Source organism: Kribbella sp. NPDC006257 (genome assembly GCF_040613535.1).
GTDB lineage: Bacteria > Actinomycetota > Actinomycetes > Propionibacteriales > Kribbellaceae > Kribbella.
Map to the genome: position 1 here is coordinate 212,403 of NZ_JBEXSJ010000001.1, position 21,676 is coordinate 234,078.

The following is a 21,676-nucleotide window of genomic DNA, read 5'->3' on the forward strand; positions in this document are numbered from 1 at the left end:
TCGAGGCTTAGGACACGGTATGAGCTGTCCGAACTGCCCACTGGTTGCGCGGCCCTTCGCGTTCTTGCCCGGACGTCCGCGTTCTTGTCCGGACCCCCGAGCGAGTGTCCGGAGCTCCGGCCGAGTGTCTGGAGGTCGCGGGATGGGCGGTGGAGGCGGAATTTGTGAGTGCCCAGAAGGAGGCGTGTACCCAGGTCGAAGGTGGGTATGCGCCTCCTTTGGCGTTTCCTCGGGAAAACCTGCGATTGTCCTGCGTTGTCAATGAGGTAAGGGTTTTCCGGCCATGATCGTGTGGGCAGAGTCACCTTCTCAATGTGAGACCAGTGGGCAACTGGACTGTTTTTCTGGCTTACTCTGAAAAGACGTCCAGCGCCATCGGAGTCGTCGGGCCAGCGATCACCCATATCGCGACTCGCCGCCACGAACCCTCAGGGAGTCACTGTGCCGAAACTCGTCTACGACTTCGCCGAAGGCAACAAGGACATGAAGGAACTTCTCGGTGGGAAGGGTGCGAACCTCGCCGAGATGACCAACCTGGGACTGCCCGTCCCGCCCGGTTTCACCATCTCCGCCGAAGCCTGCAAGGTGTTCCTGAAGACCGGCTCGGTGCCGCCGGAGCTCGCCGACGAGATCGACCACCACGTCGCGGAGCTCGAGCAGAAGATGGGCAAGAAGCTCGGCCAGGCGGACGACCCGCTGCTGGTCTCGGTCCGCTCCGGTGCTGCCGTGTCGATGCCCGGCATGATGGAGACGGTCCTGAACGTCGGCCTCAACGACGACTCCGTGAACGGCCTGGCGCACCACTCCGGCAACCCGCGGTTCGCCTGGGACGCGTACCGCCGGCTGATCCAGATGTTCGGCAAGACCGTCCTCGGGATGGCCGGCGAGGTCTTCGAGGACGCGATCGACGCGGCGAAGCAGGCCAAGGGCACCACCAACGACCTGGACCTGGACGCCGACGACCTGAAGGCGCTGGTCGAGAACTTCAAGGCCGCCGTCCATGAGCACACCGGCCGCGAGTTCCCGCAGGACCCGCGGGCCCAGATGGACCTCGCGATCGAGGCCGTCTTCGGCTCCTGGAACTCCGAGCGCGCCATCCTCTACCGCCGCCAGGAGCGGATCGCCACCGACCTCGGCACGGCGGTGAACATCTGCTCGATGGTGTTCGGCAACCTCGGGATGGAGTCCGGCACCGGCGTCGCGTTCACCCGCGACCCGGCCAGCGGCCAGCCTGGTGTGTACGGCGACTACCTGCAGAACGCCCAGGGCGAGGACGTCGTCGCGGGCATCCGCAACACGGTCCCGCTGGCCGACCTCGAGACGATCGACAAGACGTCGTACGACGAACTGATGGCGATCATGGCCAAGTTGGAAGGCCACTACCGCGACCTGTGCGACATCGAATTCACCGTCGAGCGCGGCAAGCTCTGGATGCTGCAGACCCGGGTCGGCAAGCGCACCGCCGGTGCCGCGTTCCGGATCGCGACCAGCCTGGTCGACGAAGGCGTGATCGACATCGACGAGGCGCTCCGTCGGGTCAAGGGTGCCCAGCTCGCCCAGCTGATGTTCCCGCGCTTCGACGCGGAGGCCGCGAAAACCCTGCTGACGAAGGCGATCGGCGCCTCGCCGGGCGCCGCCTCCGGCAAGGTGGTCTTCACGTCCGAAGCAGCGGTCGAGGCCGCCGACAAGGGCGAGAAGGTCATCCTCGTACGCCGTGAGACGAACCCGGACGACCTGCACGGCATGATCGCCGCGCAGGGCGTGCTGACCAGTCGCGGCGGCAAGACCTCGCACGCGGCGGTCGTTGCCCGAGGCATGGGAAAGACCTGCGTCTGCGGCGCCGAGGACCTCGACGTGACCGGCGGCCGGATCACCGTGAAGGGCAAGACGATCGAGGCCGGCGAGGTGATCTCGATCGACGGGACCACCGGCGAGGTCTTCCTCGGCGAGGTCCCGGTCGTCCCGTCCCCGGTCGTCCAGTACTTCGAGGGCTCGCTGGCCGCCGATTCCGGCGACGAACTCGTTGCCGCCGTGCACCGGCTGATCAGCCACGCCGACGAGGTGCGCCGACTCGACGTACGGACCAATGCCGACACCGGCGAAGATGCGGCTCGCGCGCGCCGGTTCGGTGCTCAGGGCATCGGTCTGTGCCGGACCGAGCACATGTTCCTGGGGGAGCGCCGCGAGGCGGTCGAGCGGTTGATCCTGGCCGAGGACGAAGCCGAGTGCGAGGCGGCGCTCGCCGTACTGGAACCCTTGCAGCGTGGGGATTTCATCGAATTGCTCGACGCGATGGACGGCCTGCCGGTGACGATCCGGTTGATCGACCCGCCGTTGCACGAGTTCCTGCCGCCGCTGACCGAGCTGGCCGTCAAGGTCGCGCTCGCGAAGGAGCGTGGTGAGGATCCGGGCCGGGACGCGACGCTGCTCGCGGCGGTCGAGCGGCTGCACGAGCAGAACCCGATGCTCGGCCTGCGCGGAGTGCGGCTCGGGCTGGTGATTCCGGGGCTGTTCGCGATGCAGGTGAGGGCGATTGCCGCGGCCGCCGCCGAGTTGAAGAAGCAGGGCAAGGATCCGCGGCCGGAGATCATGATCCCGCTCGTCGGTGCGGTGCAGGAGTTGCAGCTCGCCCGCGACGAGGTGGAGGGCGTACTGCAGGAGATCGCCGATGCCGAAGGTGTTGAGTGGAGCACCCCGATCGGCACGATGATCGAGTTGCCGCGGGCGGCGCTGACCGCCGACCAGATCGCCGAGGCGGCCGAGTTCTTCTCGTTCGGGACCAACGACCTGACCCAGATGACGTGGGGCTTCAGCCGCGACGACGTCGAGGGCTCGTTCTTCTCCCGCTACCTGGAGAAGGGCATCTTCGCGGTGTCGCCGTTCGAGTCGATCGATCGCGACGGCGTGGGCGCCATGGTCAAACTCGGTGTCGAGCGCGGCCGTCGTACCCGTCCCGACCTCAAGCTCGGCGTCTGTGGCGAGCACGGTGGCGACCCCGACAGCATCCACTTCTTCCACGAGGCCGGTCTCGACTACGTCTCCTGCTCTCCGTTCCGCATCCCGGTAGCCCGCCTCGAAGCAGGCCGCGCGACGCAGAGCTGAGTCCTTTCGGCGAGGCGCGTTCTCAGGGGCGCGCCTTGCCGAAGTACATGAGCTCCCACAGGGCGTCGTCGACGTGGCTCTCGACGAGGTTGTCGCCCTCGTAGTGCTCGATGCGGACCTCGCCCACGAAGCGCAGGTAGGCGCCGTCGAATCCGGCGAGTTTCGCGGCGAACCGCTTCGGACCCTTGAGGTCGTCGGCGAACTTCACTGTCGACAGGTCCGAGTGGCGCGTGTACGTCACGACGTACCGGTCGTCGCCGTCGGTGTAGGTGTAGCGGGTGACGTTCGCGACCGGTTTGCCGGTCTGGGTGTCGGTGTAGCGGCCGAGCTCCTCGAAGGTCACCTTGTCCTTGTCGTCGGCGATCAGTTTGCCGTCCCGGGCGAGCATGAAGACCGGCAGGGTTGCGTAGCCGTACTGCTTCTCGGCGGTGATGTACGACGCGATCACAGAGTACGGGCCGGCCGAGCCGCGAGCCCAGTACCAGTGGTGCATGAGCTTGAGCATGATCGTGTTGCCCCAGTTGTGGTCGTGGTAGCCCACGCCCGTGGTCGTGCTGCTCTTGCCGGCCAAGCTGTACGTCGCCTCGACCCGGCCCTCCGGCACCGACGGCAGCCAGGCGAAGATCTGCTCGCCCTCCTCGCCGAACAGCCAATGCCCCGACTCCGGGCGCCAGGCAGGAACCGTTCCGGTCAGCGTGACGTCGACCTCCACGTCCTCGGCCTTGGCCCGGATCTTGTACGTGTGCAGGTCGCCGGCGAAGACGTTCTCACCGATCCGGACGTCACAGGTGTCCGTCGAGGCGGAGAAGGTGCCGGCGTCGAACTCGGCGAGCTTCTCCACCGTGGTGCCGTCGGGAAGCGTGAGGTCGATCCGGATCATCGGCGCGAGCGGCTTGCCGATCGCGGTGAATTCCTTGGTGAAGAAGACCACTACCAGCTTGGCGCCGTCGTCCAAGTGGGCGTCGAAGTACCACCACTCGTAGCTGCCCGGACCGCCGTCGGTGCGCAGACCGTCCTCGTGCGACTTGATCGCACCGGGCTCGATCCCGAACCGGGCGTACTCCTGCGGGGTGCTGCCCATCCTTGCCGGGCTGATGCGGTCGCGCGTCATGGCTCTGCTCCAAGGTTTGTGATTTAATGTCCACTCGTCTAATAAATTACCACGACCAGCATGCGCCGGCCGCCCGGATCCGGCAAGTAGGAGAACTGTGATGGTGCAGACACGAGGCCGTGGCCGGCCCCGATCGGGTGAGGAACTCGAGATCGGCCTGCTGTTGCAGGGCGCGCTGGAAGCGTTCGCGGAGAAGGGATACGACGGCATGTCCGTCCGCGAGCTGAGCCGGGCGCTCGGGGTGAGCCACGCGCTCCTGACTGCGCGCTTCGGTTCCAAGGAGAAGCTGTGGTTCGCGGCGATGGAGCACGCGCTGGCCGTCAGCGAGCGATCCTGGCAGCAGTTGGCCGACGACCCCGAGCTCGATGACCTCGAGGCACTCCGGCGGGCGATCGTCGCGCAGGTGATGTTCTCGGCGGCCCATCCTGAGGTGCTCAGGATCATGAGCCACGAGGGCGCCATCGACAGTCCCCGGATCCGCTATGTCGTCGACCACTTCGTCAATCCGCTGCGCCCGCTGGTCGAGCTGCGGATGAGCCGGTTGGTCGCGGCCGGGCGGATCCGCGAGGTGCCGTACGCGACGCTCCACTACTTGGTCGTGCAGGGTGGCGGCGCTCCGTATGCGAGTCCGGTCGAGACCGCGCTCCTGGGTGGTTCCGCGAAACCGAGCGAAGGCGACATCCGTCGGCACGCCGAGGAAGTGGCCGGCCTCATCATCGCCGGCATCACTCCTCACGCCGGATAACCACTCGCCAGGCTTCGCTAAAGTCGCCGGATGGGGCGACTGGAGCTGCGGAAGACGTTCGGGGAAGACGCGGAGCTGTACGACCGCGTGCGGCCGACGTACCCACCCGGCCTGTACGACGAGTTGGCGGGGTTGCTCGGAGATGGCGAGCGGCCGCGGGTGCTGGAGATCGGCTGTGGCACCGGGCAGGCGACCGGGCCGATGGTGGAGCGCGGCTGGTCGGTGAAGGCCGTCGAGTTGAGTGCCGAGCTGAGCCGGGTCGCGCGGGCGAAGCTGCCAGAGGTCGAGGTGATCACGGCCGATTTCGACAGCTGGCCGTTGCCGGCGGAGAAGTTCGATCTGGTCATCTCGGCGACTGCGTTCCATTGGCTCGATCCGGCGACTCGGGTGGCGAAGTCGGCGGCTGCGGTGCGGCCCGGGGGAGTGCTCGCGGTGGTCTCGACCCATCACGTCGCGGGTGGGAGTGAGCAGCTCTTTGCCGATGTGCAGGAGTGCTACAACCGCTTCACCGACGATCCCGAGAAAGGTGGATTGCCGAGAGCGGACGACGTACCGGCGGAGACCGGCGAGTTCGAGGCGCTGGGCCCGGTGGAGGTCCGTCGTTTTGCTTGGGAACAGGTCTACACGACAGCCGAGTACCTCGATCTGCTCTCTTCTTATTCAGGTCATCGGGCCTTGACAACGCAAGCTCGTGACGGACTGTACGGCTGTATCAGCGCTCTCATCGAGGCGGCCGGAGGTTCGATCACGAAGAGTTATCTGACGCAACTGATCGCAGCAAATTGCCTTAACCAACCTCTTGCATCCGGCTGAGCCGCTGGTCCAAGATATCCGAGCGGGAAGGGCGATCACTGTCGACTTTCGGGTCTGACCTGAACCAGCCGCTGTGGCGGCTCGTGACGCCCTTTCCGCACCAAATCTCTTTCTGCCGTTGAGATTTCGGCCGGTCTTATAGGCTGCGGACATGGCTCTCTTCGCGCTCCAGCTGAAGTTCACCGACAACGAGCGCCGGATGGAAGTTCGCCCGGCGCACCGCGAGTACCTGCACGCGCTGAAGGAGGCCGGCAAGCTCACCACCGCCGGCCCGTTCGCCGACCAGACCGGTGCCCTGCTGATCTACGACGCGGCCGACGAGGCCGAGGTCCGCGACATCCTCGCCAAGGATCCGTACACCGAGGCCGACGTCTACGAGATCGTCACGCTCACCGAGTGGCAGCCGCTCTTCCCGATCACGACCTAACCCCAGCCGGCGGCTCTACCAGGTTCCAATAACTAGCCGCATCGCCGGTGCCCACCAGGGTCATTGACGCAATGATTACGTCATCCATTATTGACCTATGTTGTTCCCGACACCTCTGCTGACGCCGGACGATCATCGCGTACTGGAAGGCATTGAGCGCATGCGCGAGGGTCTCCGGCATCAGGTGTACGAGAGCCCGTGGAGGCTGACGGCCGGTCTGCAGAAGTTCCTGACTGCGGATGCAGTTGCGGCTTCCAACTCGATCGAGGGTTTCAAGGTCGCCACCGTCGACGTCGAGGACCTGATGGACGGCGAGCGCGACGTCGAGGTCTCCGACGAGAACCGGGAAGAGACGCTCGCCTACCAACGGATGATGAGGTACATCCAGACCCTGAATGACGTCGAGGACTTCGACTACAGCAAGGGACTTCTCAACGCACTGCACTGGATGTTGCAAGGGCACCGGCACGGTCCGCGAAAGACGGCCGGTCAGTGGCGACGCGGCCCGGTCTACGTCACCGATGCCCGGGACCCGAGTATCGCCGCCTACACAGCGCCGGACGCCGACCAGGTTCCTGCACTCATGCAGGAACTCGTCGATTGGCTCAATGCCGAAGACGATGCGCATCCGCTGGTCCGCGCTGCGATGGCACACCTGCATCTGGTCTCCATCCACCCGTGGGCGGACGGCAATGGCCGGATGTCCCGTTCCCTGCAGACCCTGATGATCGCGAGGGAGGGCGTGCTCGCGCCGGAGTTTTCCTCGATCGAGAGTTGGCTAGGTCGCCCCGGCAATACGTGGGAGTACTACCGCGAGCTGAACAGCCGGGGGAGCGAATATCTCCCTGACCAGGACGTCTCCAGTTGGATGCACTTCAACCTCACGGCGTACCACCAGCAGGCACAGACTGTCCGCGGGCGCATCGACCGCTCGGGCCGGGTCTGGGAGGTGCTCTCCAAGCACGCCCGAAGTATGGGGCTCGACGAGCGGGTCGTGACTGCGCTTCATGACGTCGCGATGGCCGGCCGCGTCCGGCGCTCCCGCTACGAACATGCCGAAGGTCTCAACATGCAACAGGCGCAACGGGATCTCCGCGATCTCGTCACTGCCAGGCTCCTCGAACCTGTTGGACGGACGCGTGCCCGCTACTACACACCTGGTTCACAGTTCCCCGAGCAGGCATTGGAGATCGCCGCGACACCCATGACGCTGACGAGTCCGTACGCCGAGGGTTAGACCTAGCCCAGGATCAGCGGCAGCTTCGCGCCGAAGCCTTCCAGAGCTTCTGCCTCGGCATCGGTCGGTGGCCGCCGGCCGGTCCCGATCCGCAACGCGTCGGCATCGGTGAACGACGCCGGGAACGCCTCGCCCGCGATCGTCTCCAACGCCGCCCGAGCTGCCGCCAGCGTCTCGGCCGGTGGTTCGGAGGCGCCCGGCCGATACTGGATCAGATCGAGGTGATGCAACGTCGCCTCCAGCACGTACGCCGACAGGTAGTCCTCGACGCTCAGCACCATGTCCTGCGTGCTGACCAACGCCGCCGGATCAGCCAGCGCCGCCGCCCGCCCGGCCGCGGACCCCACATCATCCAGATGAAACTTGAGCCACCGAGGCTCCCCGTACGCCGCCGCCAACCGCGGAATCAACGCGTCCAACGGATCATCCCCGGTCGGCGGCTCCACCAGCTTCCAATAACTAGCCGCATTCGCTGTGGCAGGCCCCTCAGCCGGCGTCACCAAGGTGATCAACACGTCCTGCGCATCAATCACCAAGTGACACACCAGATCCCGCACCGACCAACCCACACACCCCGACGGCCCCTCAAACTCCCCATCCCCCGTCGAAGCCACAGCCTCCAGCAACCCGCTCCAAGCACACCCGAACAACTCCATCCTCGAACGCTATCTCCAGCCGGGACCTTGCCGGCTGGACTCAAAGCTGTTGGGTGAGGTTGATCGGGTTTCCGTCCGGGTCGGTGATGTGGGCGACCCGATGGCCCCACGGCATGTCCTTGGCAGGGCCGCCCAGCTTCCCGCCGGCCGGTTCGACCCGGGGCAGCAGCTCGTCGACGTCCGGCACGAACACGTTCACGCTGACCCGGCCCGGCACCGCCTTGGCTCCGCGCTTGTAGTCGACCAGGCCGAGGGTGGCGCCACCGAACCGGAGCGACACCATGAACGGGCCCTTCCTTCCTGGCACTCGCAGCTCCTCTTCGGCGCCGAACAACTCGATGTAGAAGGCGCTCAGCCGCTGGATGTCGTCTGTGCAGAAGTTCGGCTGGATGGTGAATTCGCTCATCGGATGCTTCCTCTCCGTTCGGGGCCGGCTGGTCATTGCGCGGCCAAAGGGATTTCGCCGGCGGTCTTGCTGTAGCCGAGGGCTTCGACGATCTGGCCGTCGCGGACCAGCATCAGGTTCACGCCGCGCACCGAATCCGCGGGAGTGTCTCCGAAGTGGTAGCGCCAGCGGATCGTCGCCCGATCTCCGGCCACCACGACGTCCTCCACCTCGAACTGGGTGCTGCGGTCCTCGGCCAGCGCCCGCCAGAAGCCCAGGCACTCCTCGCGGCCCTCACTGCGGGCACCGTCCGGCGCCGGCTGGATCGCCTCCATGACGCAATCGGCACCGATCAGGTCGTCCAGTGCGGTCGGGTCGTGGGCGACGAAGGCGTGGTTGAAGCGGTCGATGATCTCGGTCGTCATACGGTGTGTCATGTCAGCTCCTAGATAGACTGGTCGATCTACCTTCGAATATATAGACCGGTTGATCTACTGGCAACCCCATGGCACCCTGCTTTTCATGGACACCCGCACCACCAGCCGCCCTCGCGAACGACTCCTGACGGCCGCCAAGGACCTGACGTACCGGCAAGGGGTCGCTGTCGGCGTCGACACGATCCTCAAGGAGGCGAAAGTCGCCCGGCGCTCGCTGTACGAGCACTTCGGTGGGAAGGATGGGCTGATCGCCGAAGTGCTACGCCAGACGGCGGCGGAGGATGAGGAGCTGCATCGCCAGGCCATGCAGAGCGCCGGGGACGAGCCGCGCGCCCGGCTGCTGGCGCTCTTCGACATGCTCGGCGACGTCATCCAGGACCCGGAGTTCCGAGGCTGCCGCTACCTGTCCGCAGATCTCGCCTTGACCAATCCCGATCATCCGGCTCATGCCGTGACGCGCGAGTACCGCGAGCACATCCACGAACTGCTCGAGACCGAACTCCGCAGGCTCGGCCATCACCAGCCGGCCGTCGCCGCCAACCAGTTGATGCTGCTGATGGATGGAACGCTCGCCGCGGGCGTGACCAGGACCGGCACCGATCCGGCTCAGCTGGCCAAGCAGCTGGCCGAGCAGCTCGTCGGCGGCGCCTGAGCAGAACGCTCAGACCTCGGTCGGTTCCAGGTCGAGGTGGTCTACGTAGGCCCAGAGCCAAGCCAGGGGGGCCAGGACGAGTTCGGGTTCGCCCTCGTCGTCGGCTACGAAGAGCATGGAGCCTTCGCCGTTGCTGATGTCTTCGCAGACGGCGTAGCAGAGTTCTACGGCGGCTTCGAAGGAGATCAGATCGGGGCCGTCTTCGGAGCGGGGGCGGGGGAGCGGGAGGACCGGAGCCTCGTCGGTGCCGTTGAGGTCGACCGACACCTGCTGCAGCGCCTCGTACAGGTCGTAGGAGATCAGGCCGGCGAGGGGGTTCCCGTCGATGCCGATCAGATACGGGTCGTCGGCGCCGGCCCGGAAGTTGTCGCGGACCTCGGGGAACGCGGCGGCCAGATCGCCGACTTCGACGTACGGCGCCTCGCCGGCCTCCTCCTCGTCGACCTCGCCGAGGCCGCCGCTGCGCATCTGGTCGAAGGAGTGCAGTAAGTCGGTCAGCTCGTCGTACGCGCCGCCTCCGGGTGCCGCCTGGGAGCGCTGTTCCAGGTCGCGGAGGTGCTCGACGAGGTCGTCCTCGAAGTGCAGGTCGTACCGCGGCAGACCGGGCTCGCGACCCGCGTTGATCTGCGCGACGATCTGGGTCGAGATCGGCCCGAGGCGCTCGGCCAGTACTTCGAGCGGCGTGGTCGGCTTGTCCTCCAGCTCCTCGTCGTGTGCGCAGGAGTCGTCCTTGCCCTCGCTCTCCATCGCGAGCAACACGGAGAACGCCGGGAACGCGATCAGCGCCGCGGTCGCCATCGGCCCGTCGCCGATCAGCATCAGCGGGTTCCCGCCGTTCTCGGTCCGCCGGAGGTGGTCTGGCAGCAGTACGGCGGCCTGCTCGACGTTCACCTGACTCGCCAGCGACGACAGCCCGTGGTCGGTGTCGACGCCGAGTTGCTCGACCAGCGTCTCGGAGCTCATGTCGAAGGTGGAGCGCAGGTAGTAGCGCAGCCAGCCCGCGTCGACGGGGTTGCCGAGCAGCTCGGCGATCCGGCCGCGGAAGTCGGCGAGGTCCGCGATCGCGAGCACCACCAGCACCGGCTGATCGCCGTCGCCGATCACCAGCGGTCTGGTGTCGCCGTTCTGGAAGCCGTCGATGACTTGGTGCAGACCCTCGGCAGCTGCCTCCAGCGGCCACGACTCCGCCTCGAACTCGGTCACACCTGCGGCGGTGTTGACGTCGTCGGGCATCTACTGGTCCTCTCCGATGGCGGCGGTCGGGGTGGCGCTAACTGTAAAGGGCTGTAGTACTACTGGGGTCACCGCGTCGGTGCGTCGTGACATTGGCTACGCTCGGAGCGGCGGGTCGGTGAAGCGGTATCTCACATGTGAGATACGGTCAAGCGCATGACTGACGACTACCTCTCCCGGATCGGTAATCTCATCCGGGACGCCCGCAAGCACCGTGGCTGGACCCAGACTCAGCTGGCCGAGGTCCTCGGCACGAGTCAGAGCGCGGTGAACCGGATCGAAAAGGGTCATCAGAACCTCACTCTCGAGATGCTCGCCCGGATCGGCGAAGCACTCGATTCAGAGATTGTCTCTCTCGGTGGCGGTCCGGTCCACCTCCGTGTCGTCGGTGGCCGCGAATTGTCCGGTTCCATCGATGTGAAGTCCTCGAAGAACGCCGGCGTCGCCCTGTTGTGCGCCAGTTTGCTGAACAAGGGCCGGACCACGCTGCGCAAGGTGGCCCGGATCGAAGAGGTCAACCGGCTGCTCGAAGTACTGAACTCGATCGGCGTCAAGACCACCTGGCTGAACGACGCCGGTGATCTGGAGATCGTCCCGCCGGCACAGCTGAACCTGTCCGCGATGGATGCCGAGGCGGCCCGGCGTACGCGCAGCATCATCATGTTCCTCGGCCCGCTGCTGCACCGCGAGGACACCTTCCAGCTCCCGTACGCCGGCGGCTGTGATCTCGGCACCCGGACGGTCGAGCCGCACATGTCGGCGCTGCGGCCGTTCGGCCTGGAGATCAAGGCGACCGCCGGTGAGTACCACGCGCTGGTCAACCGGGCGATCACGCCGGGCAAGCCGATCGTGCTGACCGAGCGCGGCGACACCGTGACCGAGAACGCGATCATGGCCGCGGCCCGGTACGACGGTGTCACGGTGATCCGGAACGCGAGCTCGAACTACATGGTCCAGGACCTCTGTTTCTACCTCGACCTGCTCGGGGTGAAGATCGACGGTGTCGGCAGCACCACGCTGACCGTGCACGGCAAGCCCGAGATCGACGTCGACGTCGACTACGCGCCGTCCGAGGACCCGATCGAGGCGATGAGCCTGCTCACCGCCGCGATCGTGACCGGCTCGGAGATCACCATCAAGCGGGCGCCGGTGGAGTTCCTGGAGATCGAGCTGGCGCTGCTGGAGGAGATGGGGCTGGACTACAGCCGCTCCGAGGAGTACCTGGCCGAGAACGGCCGGACCCGGCTGGTCGACCTGACCACCCGGCCGTCGACACTGCACGCGCCGATCGACAAGATCCACCCGATGCCGTTCCCCGGCCTGAACATCGACAACCTGCCGTTCTTCGCGGTGATCGCGGCGACGGCCACCGGCCAGACCCTGATCCACGACTGGGTCTACGAGAACCGCGCGATCTACCTGACCGACCTGAACAAGCTCGGTGGCCGGGTCAAGCTGCTCGACCCGCACCGGGTGATGGTCGAAGGGCCGACGCACTTCTCCGGCGCCGAGATCATGTGTCCGCCCGCGCTCCGGCCCGCGGTCGTCACGCTGATCGCGATGATGGCGGCCAAGGGCACCTCCGTACTGCGGAGCGTCTACGTCATCAACCGTGGCTACGAGGACCTGGCGACCCGGCTCAACTCGCTAGGCGCCCAGATCGAGACGTTCCGCGATATCTGATGCGGTGACGAAGGCGACGGCCTCGTTCACCACGTCCGGATCGATCATGATCCGGCGGTGACCGAGGCCTTTCGTCTGCCGGAATTGCGCTTTCGTTCCGTACTGCGTGAGCAGGACCTCCGCCTGCGCCGGATCCACCACGTCGTCCTCGTCGTTGTGGATCACCAGCAGGTCGACGTCGCCCTCGCGGATCGAGAACCTGGTCCAGACATCGGCGAGCCCGGGGAAGTAGTGCCGCTCGATCGCCTTGCGCAGCTCCCGGTTCACCGCCGGGCCGAGGCCGAGTTCGGCGCAGAACGAATCGGTCAGGTAGCCGAAGTCGGCCAGGCCGCTGATCGTCACGAGTCGCTTGGCGGCGACGCCCTCGCGTACGGCGTACAGGGCGAACGGGGCGCCGAGGGAGTGCGCGATGACGCCTTCGAAGGTGCCGTATCTGGCGGCGAGCGCCTGGTAGATCCGCTGGTGATCGAGGATCGAGGCGGCGATCCGGCCGCCGCCTGAATCGCCGTGCGCGGGCGCATCGAAGGAGACCGGGCTGTAGCCGAGTTCGAGCAGCCGCTCGATGAACGCGGCGAATCGCGAGGCGCGCGAACGCCAGCCGTGCACGAGCAGGACCGGTCGCGTGCCGTCACCCCACTGGTACGTGACCACGCCGTCGATCACCTCGACCGTGGCGGCGGCATGGATCGCGCGTTCGTTCTCGCGGACCTTGCCGCGCATCAACGGCCGCCGCCAGAGTTCGAAGGCCAACCGGCCCGCCAGCTTCGGCGAGATCGCCGCAATTACACGCAGTACCGCGCGGATCGTCGTGAGCGTCATGCGCCACTCCATTTCGGGTCACGGCCGACCAGCCCGAGCAGTCGCTCGCTGGCCGGCGCTTCAGGATGAGTCGGTACTACGGGCGCGAACACGCCACCTTCGGGGCGCTCGGCCGGAATCACTACGCCGAGCCGGAGCGCGAGTTCCGCAAGCTCCTCGGGGATCGGGTTCGGCAACCCGATCGAGCGCGCGACGTCCCACGCGTGAACCAGGTAATCGAGGAAGTGCATCGCCACCGCGACCCGGCCCGGGAAGACCCCGAACTCCCGCACCTCCACCGGCAGATCGAGTACGGCGTCATCCGCGTACGCCGCCGCCACGGCCTCCACTGTCGCCCCGAACCTCGCCAGCGTGATCTCGTCAGGCGGCCCAGGTCGCCACATCTCCAAGCCGAACCGGACCTCCTTTCCCAGCTGGTCACTCCAGTTCGCGCCGCGGGCGATGGCGGCGAAGCCGCGGTTCTCGGCGACCAGGTGGGCGATGAGTTCGCCGAGATTCCAGTCGGCGCAGGGGGTGGGAAGGTCGAGTTGGTTCGGCTTGACCAGTTCGACGGCGGTGCGGCAGAGGTCGGTCGCGGCTCGGTCTTGTGCTCGTAGATCGACGGCGCGGAGGTCGAGGTCAGCCAGCTCGAGGTCGCTCATGGGGAGGTCCGTTCTGCCGTAGCGGAAACTATACGAACGATCGTATTATTAGTTTACGAGGCAGCCGCAGTCAAGTGACGCCGGTAGGCTTGCGCGGCAGGAGGTGGCGATGGAGACGCGAACCGATGGACGGCTGGTGCGGGGTGATCAGACCCGCCGCGCCGTACTGCGCCGTGCGGTCGACATCGCCTCGATCGATGGTCTCGAAGGACTGTCGATCGGCCGGCTGGCCGGTGAGCTGGAGATCAGCAAGAGCGGCCTGTTCGCGCATTTCGGCTCGAAGGAAGAGCTGCAGCTGGCGACGATCCGCGCGGCCCGGCGGATCTACGCCGACGCCGTTGTCGAGCCTGCGCACGCCTTGGAGCCGGGAATCGGCCGGGTCTGGAAGCTGAGCGAGAGCTGGCTGGACTACTCCGAACAGCGCGTCTTCCCGGGCGGATGTTTCTTCGCCCGAGTCACCCACGAGTTCGCTGCGCGGTCCGGACCGGTGCACGATTTCCTGGTCGAGGTGGACCACGAGTGGATCGCGCTGATCGAGCAGTACGTGACCGAAGCGCGCGATCTCGGCGAGCTGACCGGCGATCCGAGCCAGTTGGCCTTCGACCTGAACGCCTTCATGGAATCGGCGAACCTGTCGTCACTGCTTCGCGACGACACTGCCGCCGTTTTCGACCGCGCGCGTCAATCGGTGCGGACGCGGCTCGAGGCGGCGGCGACGGCGGGCACCAGGCTGCCCTGGGCCTGATCGTCCAGCGGTAGGTCGCGGACCCGGCGGATCGGGGAGAAGAGCAGGATCAGGCCGGCCAGCGGCACGCCCGCCGTACCGATCCAGAGGGCGGTTCTGAGGTCGAACGCGGTGCCGAGCAGGCCGCCGAGAGCGGAGCCGAGCGGGATGGTGCCGAGGTTGACGAACGATCCGGTCGCGGCGAGGCGGCCGCGGAACTCCGGTGCGCAGTACTCCTGCTGGAAGGTCGACTTGATGACGTTCCCGGCGACCACGCCGACGCCGACACAGAAGCCGCCGGTGAGGTACAGCAATACGCCGTACCCGCTGCTCGTGAGGGGGATCAACAGGGCTGCTGTGGGGAGGGCCAGCTCGAAGAACAAGGTGGCGCGGGCCGTGCCCATCCGGTCGGCGACGCGGCGGCCGGCGAACGCGCCCACGACTCCGCCGGCGCTCGTGCCGGCCATCAGTATGCCGACCGTGCCGGCGCTGAGGCCGACCTCGCGGACGAGGAAGACGACGACGATCGACTGGTAGGCCATCAGGGCGAGGTTCGAGGTCGCGCCGAAGACGATCAGGGTCCGCAGCCAGACGTCACCGGCGATCAACTTGATGCCTTGGGCAACCTCTGCGACCAGTGCTTGTTTCGCTCTGTACTGCGGGGTCTCGCGGAACCGGATCGCCGCGATGCAGGCGAACGCGACGACGAAGGTGAGGGCGTCGATCAGCAACCCGTTCGTCGTGCCGAAGAGCTGGACGGCGAGGCCGCCGCAGCCGAGGCCGGCGATCTGGGCGGCCGATGCGCTGCCTTGGAGTTTCGCGTTGCCTTCGGCGCGATCGGCCGGTGGGACGAGGTTCGGGAGGTAGGCGGTGTAGGCGGTGTGGAAGAAGACGGCGGCGATACCGGTCAGGAAGGCGACCGCGAACAGCAGTGGCAGGGTGAGGAGGTTGGCTGCGGCGGCGATCGGGACGATGGCGAGAAGGATTGCCGAGCCGGCTGCGGAGGTGAGCATGATCGGGCGGTGGGGGAGTCGGTCGACCCAGGCACCTGCGGGGAGGCCGAGCAGCAGCCAGGGCAGCCAGACGGTTGCACTGAGCAGGCCGACGGCGAGGGTGCTGGCCTGCAGTGTCGTGACGGCGATCAGCGGCAGAACGACGGTGGTGACGGAGCTGCCGAACTTGCTTGTCGTCTCGCCGATCCAGAGCAGGCGGAAGTCGCGATGCCGGAGTAGGAGGCTGTTCATTGCGCCTTTCCTCACTGGGGTTTCCGTCATTGGGTTTTCCGCCGTGGGAAGGACTGGATCTGGACGACGATGGGCAATGCTTCTTCGTCCGGTTCTGCGGTGAGGTGGCGGTTGATGACCTCGCCCAGTTCGGCGTTGAGGGCGCGCAGCTGGGTCTTGGTGAGGCGGAGGTCGCGCCAGTCCGAGATCTCGGATGCGTGCTGCCATTCACCGTCCCAGTCCTCGTCGACGAAGTTCTGCACTCGCTCGAAGTACTGCTGGACGAGCTGTCGCAGATAGAGCTGCAGCGACCCCTTCGTCTCCGGATCGTCGACGAAGTCGGCCTGGTTGAGGATCGTCTGCCGGTGCACGACCTGCCACCAGCGCTCGCGTTTGGTGCCGCGCTCGACGTCCTCCTCGATGTACCCGTGCTCGGCAAGCAGGCGCAGATGCCAGCTGATCGTGCCCGTGCTCTCACCCAGTCGAGCCGACAGCGTCGTACTGGTGGCCGGGCCGTCGAGCTGCAGGATCTCCAGGATCGTCATCCGCAATGGGTGGGCCAGGCCGCGCAGGCTGCGGGCGTCGATGCGCCGGATGTCTTTCGCCATGCGCTCTACGGTAACTTGCAGAGGAGTCTCTGCAAAGAGTTCTTGGTAAAGACTTTTGTCGGTGGGGCTCGCTAGCGTTTCCGGCATGAGGTGGTTTTGGCGGTGAGGCCGCACGTGGTGGCTCAGGTGGCTGTGTCGGTCGACGGGATGACGGGTGGGTTCGCCGTCGACCAGGCGCGGTTCTATGCGCTGGCGACGTTGTGGCAGGAGGATGTGACGCTGATCGGCGCCGACACGGTGCTCGCCGAAGAGTCGGCACTGCGGCACGCGACACCACGTGCGCTGCAGTCCACTGAGGTGCGAGCGCCCGGCCCGGTGCTCGCCGTCGTCGACAGCCGAGCACGGATCCGCACCTGGGAATCTCTGCGCGAACTCGGCTACTGGTCGGACGTCGTGGCCCTGTACGCCGACCAGACGCCGGCGCGCCCGTTGGACAGCGTGATCCCCGAATTGATCACCGGCTATGAACAGGTGGACCTTGCCGAAACGCTGGATCTGCTCGGCTCGAAGTACGGCGCTCATGTTGTCCGGGTCGACAGCCACGGACGCCTTCTCACAGCCCTGCTGGAGCTCGGGCTGATCAACGAACTCGCGCTACTGGTGCATCCGGTGATCGTCGGGACGGGTCGGCAGTGGGTCCCGGCCGAGCGCTACGACCTGAGACTGGCCAACGCGGAGAAGTTCGACGGTGGGACGGTTTGGCTCCGCTACTGCATCTGACGCTGTCGGTGGTGATGACTACTGTGAGGGTGTGAGGAAGCAGCACGAGGGATACGACGAGCATGATGCGGAGCGGTGGGTTGCCGAGCCGGTCAAGCGGCCTGGGCGGACGGCGTTCGCGCGGGATCGGGCTCGCGTTCTGCACAGTGCTGCCTTGCGGAGGCTGGCGGCCAAGACGCAGGTGGCGACGGCCGGCTCCGACGATTTCGTGCGAAACAGGCTGACGCACAGTCTCGAGGTCGCCCAGATCGGGCGGGAGCTGGCGAGCACGCTCGGGTGCGATCCGGACATCGTGGACGCTGCTTGTCTGGCGCACGATCTGGGCCATCCGCCGTACGGGCACAACGGGGAGCGGGCGCTCGACCAGCTGGCCGAGAAGATCGGTGGGTTCGAGGGGAACGCGCAGACACTGCGGTTGCTGACGCGGCTGGAGTCGAAGACGTTCGGGCCGGACGGCCGGAGTGTTGGGCTGAATCTCAGCCGGGCGTCGCTGGACGCCGCAACGAAGTACCCGTGGCTGCGGCGCGAGGGGCAGCGGAAGTTCGGGGTGTACGACGACGATGCGCCGGTGTTCGACTGGCTGCGCCAAGGTGTCGAGGCGGCGGACCGGCGTTGTCTCGAGGCGCAGGTGATGGATTTTGCCGACGACGTGGCGTATTCGGTGCACGATGTCGAGGACGGGATCGTGGCGCACCACATCGACCTCGACCAGGTGGCGGCCGAGCGTACGCCGTACTGGCAGACCGTGCGGCGGATCTACTTGCCGGAAGCAACGGATGCGGAGCTGGACGAGGGGTGGAACCGGCTGACGTCGCTGCCGTACTGGCCTCGTGCATCGTTCGACGACAGTCGGCGGGCCCTTGGTGGGTTGAAGGATCTGACCAGCCAGCTGATCGGACGGTTCTGTACTGCGGCGGAGCAGGCGACCCATGCGCGGTTCGGGCGGTCGCGACTGGTGCGGTACGACGCTGATCTGGTGGTGCCGGACGGGATTCGCACCGAGATCGCGCTGCTCAAGGGGATCGGCATGTTCCATGTGCTGGAATCGCCCGAGCGACAGCACCGTCGCGCGGTGCAGCGCGAGTTGCTGACCGAGCTGGTCGAGGCGCTGTGCAAGTCGGCGCCGGAGCACCTTGATGTCGCCTTCGCCGCCGACTTCGCCGAGGCCACCGACGACAACGCCCGCCTCCGCGTCATCATCGACCAGGTAGCCTCCCTCACCGACCCCTCAGCCGCCGCCTGGCACCACCGCCTCACCACCTAGCTCTCCTCATCGTCGGTCCCTTGATACTCGGCGTGTCGCCATTGATCGGTCCCCAGATGCCAAGCTCGCTCTGCTCTGCCGTGGCGCCTTCGGACCGATGAACACAGACACGCCGGGAAACAAGGGACCGATGATTGGTGGGGTGGAGCTTGGGTGGAGCTTGGGATGGGGTGGGGGATTAGGGTTTGGGCATGAGGGATGAAGAGCGGATTGTGATTGTTGGGGCTAGTCTGGCTGGGGCTACGGCTGCTGAGACTTTGCGGGCTGACGGATGGACGGGTGAGATCGTCCTGATCGGCAGTGAGAGCGAGTTGCCGTACGAGCGACCGCCGCTGTCGAAGGACGTGCTGCTCGGCAAGAAGGAGACCGGCTCCGCCCAGATCCACGATCAGCAGTGGTACGACGACAACAACGTCGAACTGCGTCTCGGCACCACCGTGACCGCGATCGACCCCGCCGCGAAGACCGTCACGCTCGACGACGACTCACAGCTCCCGTACGACAAGCTCCTGATCGCCACCGGCAGCCGGGTCCGCAAACTCGACGTACCGGGTGCTGATCTCCCCGGTATCAACTACCTCCGCACGGCCGCCGAGTCCCAGGCACTGACCGACGCGTACGCCGCGAAGCCGCGCGTCGTGGTCGTCGGAGCCGGCTGGATCGGCCTGGAAGCAGCGTCGGCAGCGCGCGAACGCGGCTCCGAGGTCACCGTCGTCGAGCCACAGTCGACCGCACTCGCCCAGGTGATGGGTGAGACCGTCGGCGCGATCTACGCGGACCTGCACCGCCAGCACGGCGTCGACCTGCGCTTCGGGACCGGGGTCGACGGCTTCGAAGGCACTGACAAGGTCACCGGCGTCCGTACGTCGGACGGTGAGGTCATCCCTGCCGACCTGGTTGTGGTCGGCGTCGGCGTACAGCCGAACACCGAACTGGCCGAGGCTGCAGGTATCGAGGTCGCTTCCCGCGAGGACGGCTCCGGCATCGTCACGGGCGCTAACCTGCAGACGTCAGCAGCCGACGTGTACGCCGCCGGCGACGTGGTCCGCTGGGATCACCCGCTGCTCGGTCACTCGGTACGTGTCGAGCACTGGCAGAACGCGAAGGACAGCGGCAAGGCTGCCGCGAAGGCGATGCTCGGCGAGGACGCGTCCCACGACTCGATTCCATACTTCTTCACCGACCAGTACGACCTGGGGATGGAGTACGTCGGCGACGTGCCGCGCGGTACTACGCCCAAGGTCGTCCTGCGCGGCGACCCGGCTTCAGGTGCGTACCTGGCGTTCTGGCTGGACGACGACAACCACGTGCTGGCGGGCATGCACGTCAACACGTGGGGCGCGATCGACGGCGTACGGGACCTGATCCGGTCCGGAAAGGCGGTTGATCCCGACCGGCTTGCGGACACGTCCGTGGAACTCACGGAGGTCTAGCTCCGCGGAACTCCCGGAGGTCTCGCCCGGGTGGTGCTTGCGGAGGTGCAGCTGGGTGGTGCTTGCGGGAGGTTCAGCTGGGTGGTGCTCCGGCCGGGTTGCTGATGCAGCCCGGCCCTTGGAGTGCGAGCCCGTCGTGCAGGGCGTCGAGGTAGGCGCAGCCGCTGTGCTCGCTCGGCTCGATGAAGCCGCCCTCGTGCCATTCGTTCCAGGCGTAGACGTAGACCAGGTTGTCGACCGTCGACGGGCGGGTCGAGGTCGCCATGTCGTTCTTGACGTTCTGGATCGCCTGCCGGAACTTGGCGACCGACTGATCGGGGAACCAGCGGATCGTCGGCAGGTCGGCGTTCTCGATCGGATAGCGCGGACGCTCGTCGAAGTCCGACATCACGCAGCGCCCGTACGCACCGGGGCCCTGCTGGTAGAAGGCGCGCTGGCCGGCGAGATACCCGTCGTACGAGCGGCCCTCGACGCCCGGACCGTCGGTGGTGCAGTACGCCGCGTCCGCGTTGACCGCGGGCACCTGCGTCGGGTCGAAGCCGGCCTGGTTGATCATCACGTAGACGTCCTCGCCGAGCTGTGACCTGGCCGTCTGGTGCACAGTGTCGACGAACGCCTTGATCTGGGCGGTGCTGCCGTCACCAAGGCCGCGCGCGTCGCAGATGTTGAGGATCTTGCGCCCGTCGTTGGTGCGCAGCGTATTCGGCTGGTTGAGGAACCGGCTGGTCAGCGTCGAGGCGACCGTCCCGAACTGGGCTTGCGGGATGCTCAGCCCGTCGAACGGGTGCGCGCAGAGTCCGACGGTGAAGTCGATACTGTCTTTGTTGCGTGCGGCAAGGAAGGCTGTGAGCGCGGCGTCGGTGACGGTGCCGGTCTGGGTCTTGCTGTTCCAGTACCAGTAGAAGTTGAAGAAGCTCAGTCCGGCCGAGGTCGCCTGGGTGATGTGCTTCTCGAGCGTCTCGGGCTTGGAGTCGTCGTAGTACCCGATGGCGGGCTTCAGGTCCGAGAAGTCGCTGTCCGGCCAGTTGTCGGTTGCGTAGTGGGTGCCGTCGTGGAAGTCGCGGACTCCTCCCCACCAGTCGTTGTCGCGGCCGTAGATCTCCTTGGTGCGGTCGATGATGCGCTGATGACCGCCGGTGTGGAACATGCCGAAGTAGACCGCGCCGGCTCGGACGTAGTTCTGCCGGACATACCCGACCGGGCCGTCCAGGGTGTAGCCGGCTGCGATCAGGTCTGCCGTTCTGTCCTCCAGCGCTAGGCGCCACTCCTGACCGTTGGTGAACCTGCGGAGTTGTACGAAGCCGGTACTGCGTTGCGTCGCGACGTAGCCGGCTACGCCTTCGTAGATCCACTTCTGCGCTACGAGGGCGTCGCGCTCCGCGGTAGATGCCGTGAAGAGCCACTTGCTCGCAGTACTGGACGGCTTGAGCCGGAAGAGTGGGATGGAGCCGGTGAAGGACTCACGGTCCAGGAAGCCGACCTGGCCGGGCTGCCGTTTCAGGCCGGCGGCCGTAGCCGAGTCGACCTCGCGGGGGTCGGCTGTGTAGAGGCGGCCGACACCGCCTTGAGCTACCAGCTCCACTAGCGGCACCGGGGGCGTAGTACGGACTACTGCTTGTGCTCCAGCAGGCTGCTCGGCATCGCTCGGACGTGCTGTTGCGACCGCGGTGACGGCTGCCGCGGCGAGTAGCAGTACGCCGGCTGCCCGGACCGATCTGTGCATCACTGTGGTGTGCTCCCCGTGCATTTGGTACAGACCGGAG

General features: G+C 66.5%; 21 protein-coding genes. 11 read left to right on the forward strand and 10 right to left on the reverse strand.

Annotated features, from left to right (window positions below; all coding sequences use genetic code 11):
* The first annotated feature begins 441 nt into the window (after positions 1-441).
* On the forward strand, positions 442-3,102 hold the full coding sequence (gene ppdK / locus ABZ004_RS01040) for a pyruvate, phosphate dikinase (protein ID WP_355677709.1): 2,661 nt from the start codon (positions 442-444) through the stop codon (positions 3,100-3,102).
* Between the two features lie 22 nt (positions 3,103-3,124).
* On the opposite strand, the gene ABZ004_RS01045 is transcribed toward ppdK, so the two are convergent.
* Entirely contained in the window at positions 3,125-4,213 is a 1,089-nt protein-coding gene (locus ABZ004_RS01045; RefSeq protein WP_355677710.1) for a lipocalin-like domain-containing protein, read from the reverse strand.
* Positions 4,214-4,313: 100 nt separating this feature from the next.
* On the opposite strand from ABZ004_RS01045, the gene ABZ004_RS01050 reads away from it, so the two are divergent.
* The 4 genes from ABZ004_RS01050 (at position 4,314) to ABZ004_RS01065 (ending at position 7,435) form a co-directional block, all read left to right on the forward strand.
* Positions 4,314-4,958: a TetR/AcrR family transcriptional regulator gene (locus ABZ004_RS01050; RefSeq protein ID WP_355677711.1), complete on the forward strand. Its 645-nt coding sequence runs from the start codon at positions 4,314-4,316 to the stop codon at positions 4,956-4,958.
* Between the two features lie 30 nt (positions 4,959-4,988).
* On the forward strand, positions 4,989-5,771 hold the full coding sequence (locus tag ABZ004_RS01055) for a methyltransferase domain-containing protein (RefSeq protein ID WP_355677712.1): 783 nt from the start codon (positions 4,989-4,991) through the stop codon (positions 5,769-5,771).
* Positions 5,772-5,922: 151 nt separating this feature from the next.
* The gene (locus tag ABZ004_RS01060; RefSeq protein WP_355677713.1) at positions 5,923-6,198 is read left to right on the forward strand and encodes a muconolactone Delta-isomerase family protein; all 276 of its coding nucleotides are present in this window, start codon (positions 5,923-5,925) and stop codon (positions 6,196-6,198) included.
* A gap of 97 nt (positions 6,199-6,295) precedes the next feature.
* On the forward strand, positions 6,296-7,435 hold the full coding sequence (locus ABZ004_RS01065) for a Fic family protein (protein ID WP_355677714.1): 1,140 nt from the start codon (positions 6,296-6,298) through the stop codon (positions 7,433-7,435).
* Between the two features lie 2 nt (positions 7,436-7,437).
* On the opposite strand, the gene ABZ004_RS01070 is transcribed toward ABZ004_RS01065, so the two are convergent.
* From ABZ004_RS01070 to ABZ004_RS01080, 3 genes are read right to left on the reverse strand one after another with little or no spacing between them, the layout of a single operon-like run.
* On the reverse strand, positions 7,438-8,091 hold the full coding sequence (locus ABZ004_RS01070; RefSeq protein WP_355677715.1) for a maleylpyruvate isomerase N-terminal domain-containing protein: 654 nt from the start codon (positions 8,089-8,091) through the stop codon (positions 7,438-7,440).
* Between the two features lie 40 nt (positions 8,092-8,131).
* On the reverse strand, positions 8,132-8,497 hold the full coding sequence (locus tag ABZ004_RS01075) for a VOC family protein (protein ID WP_355677716.1): 366 nt from the start codon (positions 8,495-8,497) through the stop codon (positions 8,132-8,134).
* 32 nt (positions 8,498-8,529) lie between these two features.
* A complete protein-coding gene (locus ABZ004_RS01080) occupies positions 8,530-8,913 on the reverse strand; it encodes a nuclear transport factor 2 family protein (protein WP_355677717.1) in 384 nt (127 codons plus the stop codon).
* An 85-nt stretch (positions 8,914-8,998) separates the two neighbouring features.
* Here ABZ004_RS01080 and ABZ004_RS01085 point away from each other — a divergent pair, with 85 nt between their 5' ends.
* A complete protein-coding gene (locus ABZ004_RS01085) occupies positions 8,999-9,565 on the forward strand; it encodes a TetR/AcrR family transcriptional regulator (RefSeq protein ID WP_355677718.1) in 567 nt (188 codons plus the stop codon).
* A gap of 9 nt (positions 9,566-9,574) precedes the next feature.
* Here the strand turns inward: ABZ004_RS01085 and ABZ004_RS01090 are convergent, their stop codons facing one another.
* Positions 9,575-10,798: a hypothetical protein gene (locus tag ABZ004_RS01090; RefSeq protein ID WP_355677719.1), complete on the reverse strand. Its 1,224-nt coding sequence runs from the start codon at positions 10,796-10,798 to the stop codon at positions 9,575-9,577.
* 156 nt (positions 10,799-10,954) lie between these two features.
* Here ABZ004_RS01090 and ABZ004_RS01095 point away from each other — a divergent pair, with 156 nt between their 5' ends.
* Entirely contained in the window at positions 10,955-12,481 is a 1,527-nt protein-coding gene (locus ABZ004_RS01095) for a UDP-N-acetylglucosamine 1-carboxyvinyltransferase (RefSeq protein WP_355677720.1), read from the forward strand.
* Here ABZ004_RS01095 and ABZ004_RS01100 read toward each other — a convergent pair.
* Both ABZ004_RS01100 and ABZ004_RS01105 read right to left on the reverse strand, forming a co-directional pair.
* Complete coding sequence (locus ABZ004_RS01100) at positions 12,446-13,300, reverse strand: alpha/beta hydrolase (RefSeq protein WP_355677721.1); 855 nt, start codon at positions 13,298-13,300, stop codon at positions 12,446-12,448. The two genes, ABZ004_RS01095 and ABZ004_RS01100, sit on opposite strands and share 36 nt — an antisense overlap.
* Positions 13,297-13,941 carry a TIGR03086 family metal-binding protein gene (locus ABZ004_RS01105; protein ID WP_355677722.1) on the reverse strand — a complete coding sequence of 215 codons (645 nt, stop codon included), beginning with the start codon at positions 13,939-13,941 and terminating at the stop codon, positions 13,297-13,299. The genes ABZ004_RS01100 and ABZ004_RS01105 overlap by 4 nt, the downstream gene beginning before the upstream one ends.
* Before the next feature lie 109 nt (positions 13,942-14,050).
* Here ABZ004_RS01105 and ABZ004_RS01110 point away from each other — a divergent pair, with 109 nt between their 5' ends.
* Positions 14,051-14,686 carry a TetR/AcrR family transcriptional regulator gene (locus ABZ004_RS01110; protein ID WP_355677723.1) on the forward strand — a complete coding sequence of 212 codons (636 nt, stop codon included), beginning with the start codon at positions 14,051-14,053 and terminating at the stop codon, positions 14,684-14,686.
* On the opposite strand, the gene ABZ004_RS01115 is transcribed toward ABZ004_RS01110, so the two are convergent.
* Both ABZ004_RS01115 and ABZ004_RS01120 read right to left on the reverse strand, forming a co-directional pair.
* Positions 14,623-15,909: an MFS transporter gene (locus ABZ004_RS01115; RefSeq protein WP_355677724.1), complete on the reverse strand. Its 1,287-nt coding sequence runs from the start codon at positions 15,907-15,909 to the stop codon at positions 14,623-14,625. The genes ABZ004_RS01110 and ABZ004_RS01115 overlap by 64 nt on opposite strands.
* Before the next feature lie 26 nt (positions 15,910-15,935).
* Positions 15,936-16,496: a helix-turn-helix domain-containing protein gene (locus ABZ004_RS01120; RefSeq protein ID WP_355677725.1), complete on the reverse strand. Its 561-nt coding sequence runs from the start codon at positions 16,494-16,496 to the stop codon at positions 15,936-15,938.
* 102 nt (positions 16,497-16,598) lie between these two features.
* Here ABZ004_RS01120 and ABZ004_RS01125 point away from each other — a divergent pair, with 102 nt between their 5' ends.
* The 3 genes from ABZ004_RS01125 (at position 16,599) to ABZ004_RS01135 (ending at position 19,913) form a co-directional block, all read left to right on the forward strand.
* Positions 16,599-17,216 (forward strand): dihydrofolate reductase family protein, encoded by a 618-nt coding sequence (locus ABZ004_RS01125; protein WP_355677726.1) that lies wholly within the window; start codon positions 16,599-16,601, stop codon positions 17,214-17,216.
* Between the two features lie 31 nt (positions 17,217-17,247).
* A complete protein-coding gene (locus tag ABZ004_RS01130) occupies positions 17,248-18,480 on the forward strand; it encodes a deoxyguanosinetriphosphate triphosphohydrolase (RefSeq protein ID WP_355677727.1) in 1,233 nt (410 codons plus the stop codon).
* 191 nt (positions 18,481-18,671) lie between these two features.
* A complete protein-coding gene (locus ABZ004_RS01135; RefSeq protein ID WP_355677728.1) occupies positions 18,672-19,913 on the forward strand; it encodes an FAD/NAD(P)-binding oxidoreductase in 1,242 nt (413 codons plus the stop codon).
* 73 nt (positions 19,914-19,986) lie between these two features.
* Here the strand turns inward: ABZ004_RS01135 and ABZ004_RS01140 are convergent, their stop codons facing one another.
* Entirely contained in the window at positions 19,987-21,636 is a 1,650-nt protein-coding gene (locus ABZ004_RS01140) for a glycoside hydrolase family 99-like domain-containing protein (RefSeq protein WP_355677729.1), read from the reverse strand.
* Positions 21,637-21,676 lie beyond the last annotated feature (40 nt).

What these genes read in the sequence shown, in the direction of transcription:
- ABZ004_RS01045 (WP_355677710.1), bottom strand. Translation starts at nt 4,213, where the DNA reads ATGACGCGCGACCGCATCAGCCCGGCAAGGATGGGCAGCACCCCGCAG.
- ABZ004_RS01050 (WP_355677711.1), top strand. Translation starts at nt 4,314, where the DNA reads ATGGTGCAGACACGAGGCCGTGGCCGGCCCCGATCGGGTGAGGAACTC.
- ABZ004_RS01055 (WP_355677712.1), top strand. Translation starts at nt 4,989, where the DNA reads ATGGGGCGACTGGAGCTGCGGAAGACGTTCGGGGAAGACGCGGAGCTG.
- ABZ004_RS01060 (WP_355677713.1), top strand. Translation starts at nt 5,923, where the DNA reads ATGGCTCTCTTCGCGCTCCAGCTGAAGTTCACCGACAACGAGCGCCGG.
- ABZ004_RS01065 (WP_355677714.1), top strand. Translation starts at nt 6,296, where the DNA reads ATGTTGTTCCCGACACCTCTGCTGACGCCGGACGATCATCGCGTACTG.
- ABZ004_RS01070 (WP_355677715.1), bottom strand. Translation starts at nt 8,091, where the DNA reads ATGGAGTTGTTCGGGTGTGCTTGGAGCGGGTTGCTGGAGGCTGTGGCT.
- ABZ004_RS01075 (WP_355677716.1), bottom strand. Translation starts at nt 8,497, where the DNA reads ATGAGCGAATTCACCATCCAGCCGAACTTCTGCACAGACGACATCCAG.
- ABZ004_RS01080 (WP_355677717.1), bottom strand. Translation starts at nt 8,913, where the DNA reads ATGACACACCGTATGACGACCGAGATCATCGACCGCTTCAACCACGCC.
- ABZ004_RS01085 (WP_355677718.1), top strand. Translation starts at nt 8,999, where the DNA reads ATGGACACCCGCACCACCAGCCGCCCTCGCGAACGACTCCTGACGGCC.
- ABZ004_RS01090 (WP_355677719.1), bottom strand. Translation starts at nt 10,798, where the DNA reads ATGCCCGACGACGTCAACACCGCCGCAGGTGTGACCGAGTTCGAGGCG.
- ABZ004_RS01095 (WP_355677720.1), top strand. Translation starts at nt 10,955, where the DNA reads ATGACTGACGACTACCTCTCCCGGATCGGTAATCTCATCCGGGACGCC.
- ABZ004_RS01100 (WP_355677721.1), bottom strand. Translation starts at nt 13,300, where the DNA reads ATGACGCTCACGACGATCCGCGCGGTACTGCGTGTAATTGCGGCGATC.
- ABZ004_RS01105 (WP_355677722.1), bottom strand. Translation starts at nt 13,941, where the DNA reads ATGAGCGACCTCGAGCTGGCTGACCTCGACCTCCGCGCCGTCGATCTA.
- ABZ004_RS01110 (WP_355677723.1), top strand. Translation starts at nt 14,051, where the DNA reads ATGGAGACGCGAACCGATGGACGGCTGGTGCGGGGTGATCAGACCCGC.
- ABZ004_RS01115 (WP_355677724.1), bottom strand. Translation starts at nt 15,909, where the DNA reads ATGAACAGCCTCCTACTCCGGCATCGCGACTTCCGCCTGCTCTGGATC.
- ABZ004_RS01120 (WP_355677725.1), bottom strand. Translation starts at nt 16,496, where the DNA reads ATGGCGAAAGACATCCGGCGCATCGACGCCCGCAGCCTGCGCGGCCTG.
- ABZ004_RS01135 (WP_355677728.1), top strand. Translation starts at nt 18,672, where the DNA reads ATGAGGGATGAAGAGCGGATTGTGATTGTTGGGGCTAGTCTGGCTGGG.
- ABZ004_RS01140 (WP_355677729.1), bottom strand. Translation starts at nt 21,636, where the DNA reads ATGCACAGATCGGTCCGGGCAGCCGGCGTACTGCTACTCGCCGCGGCA.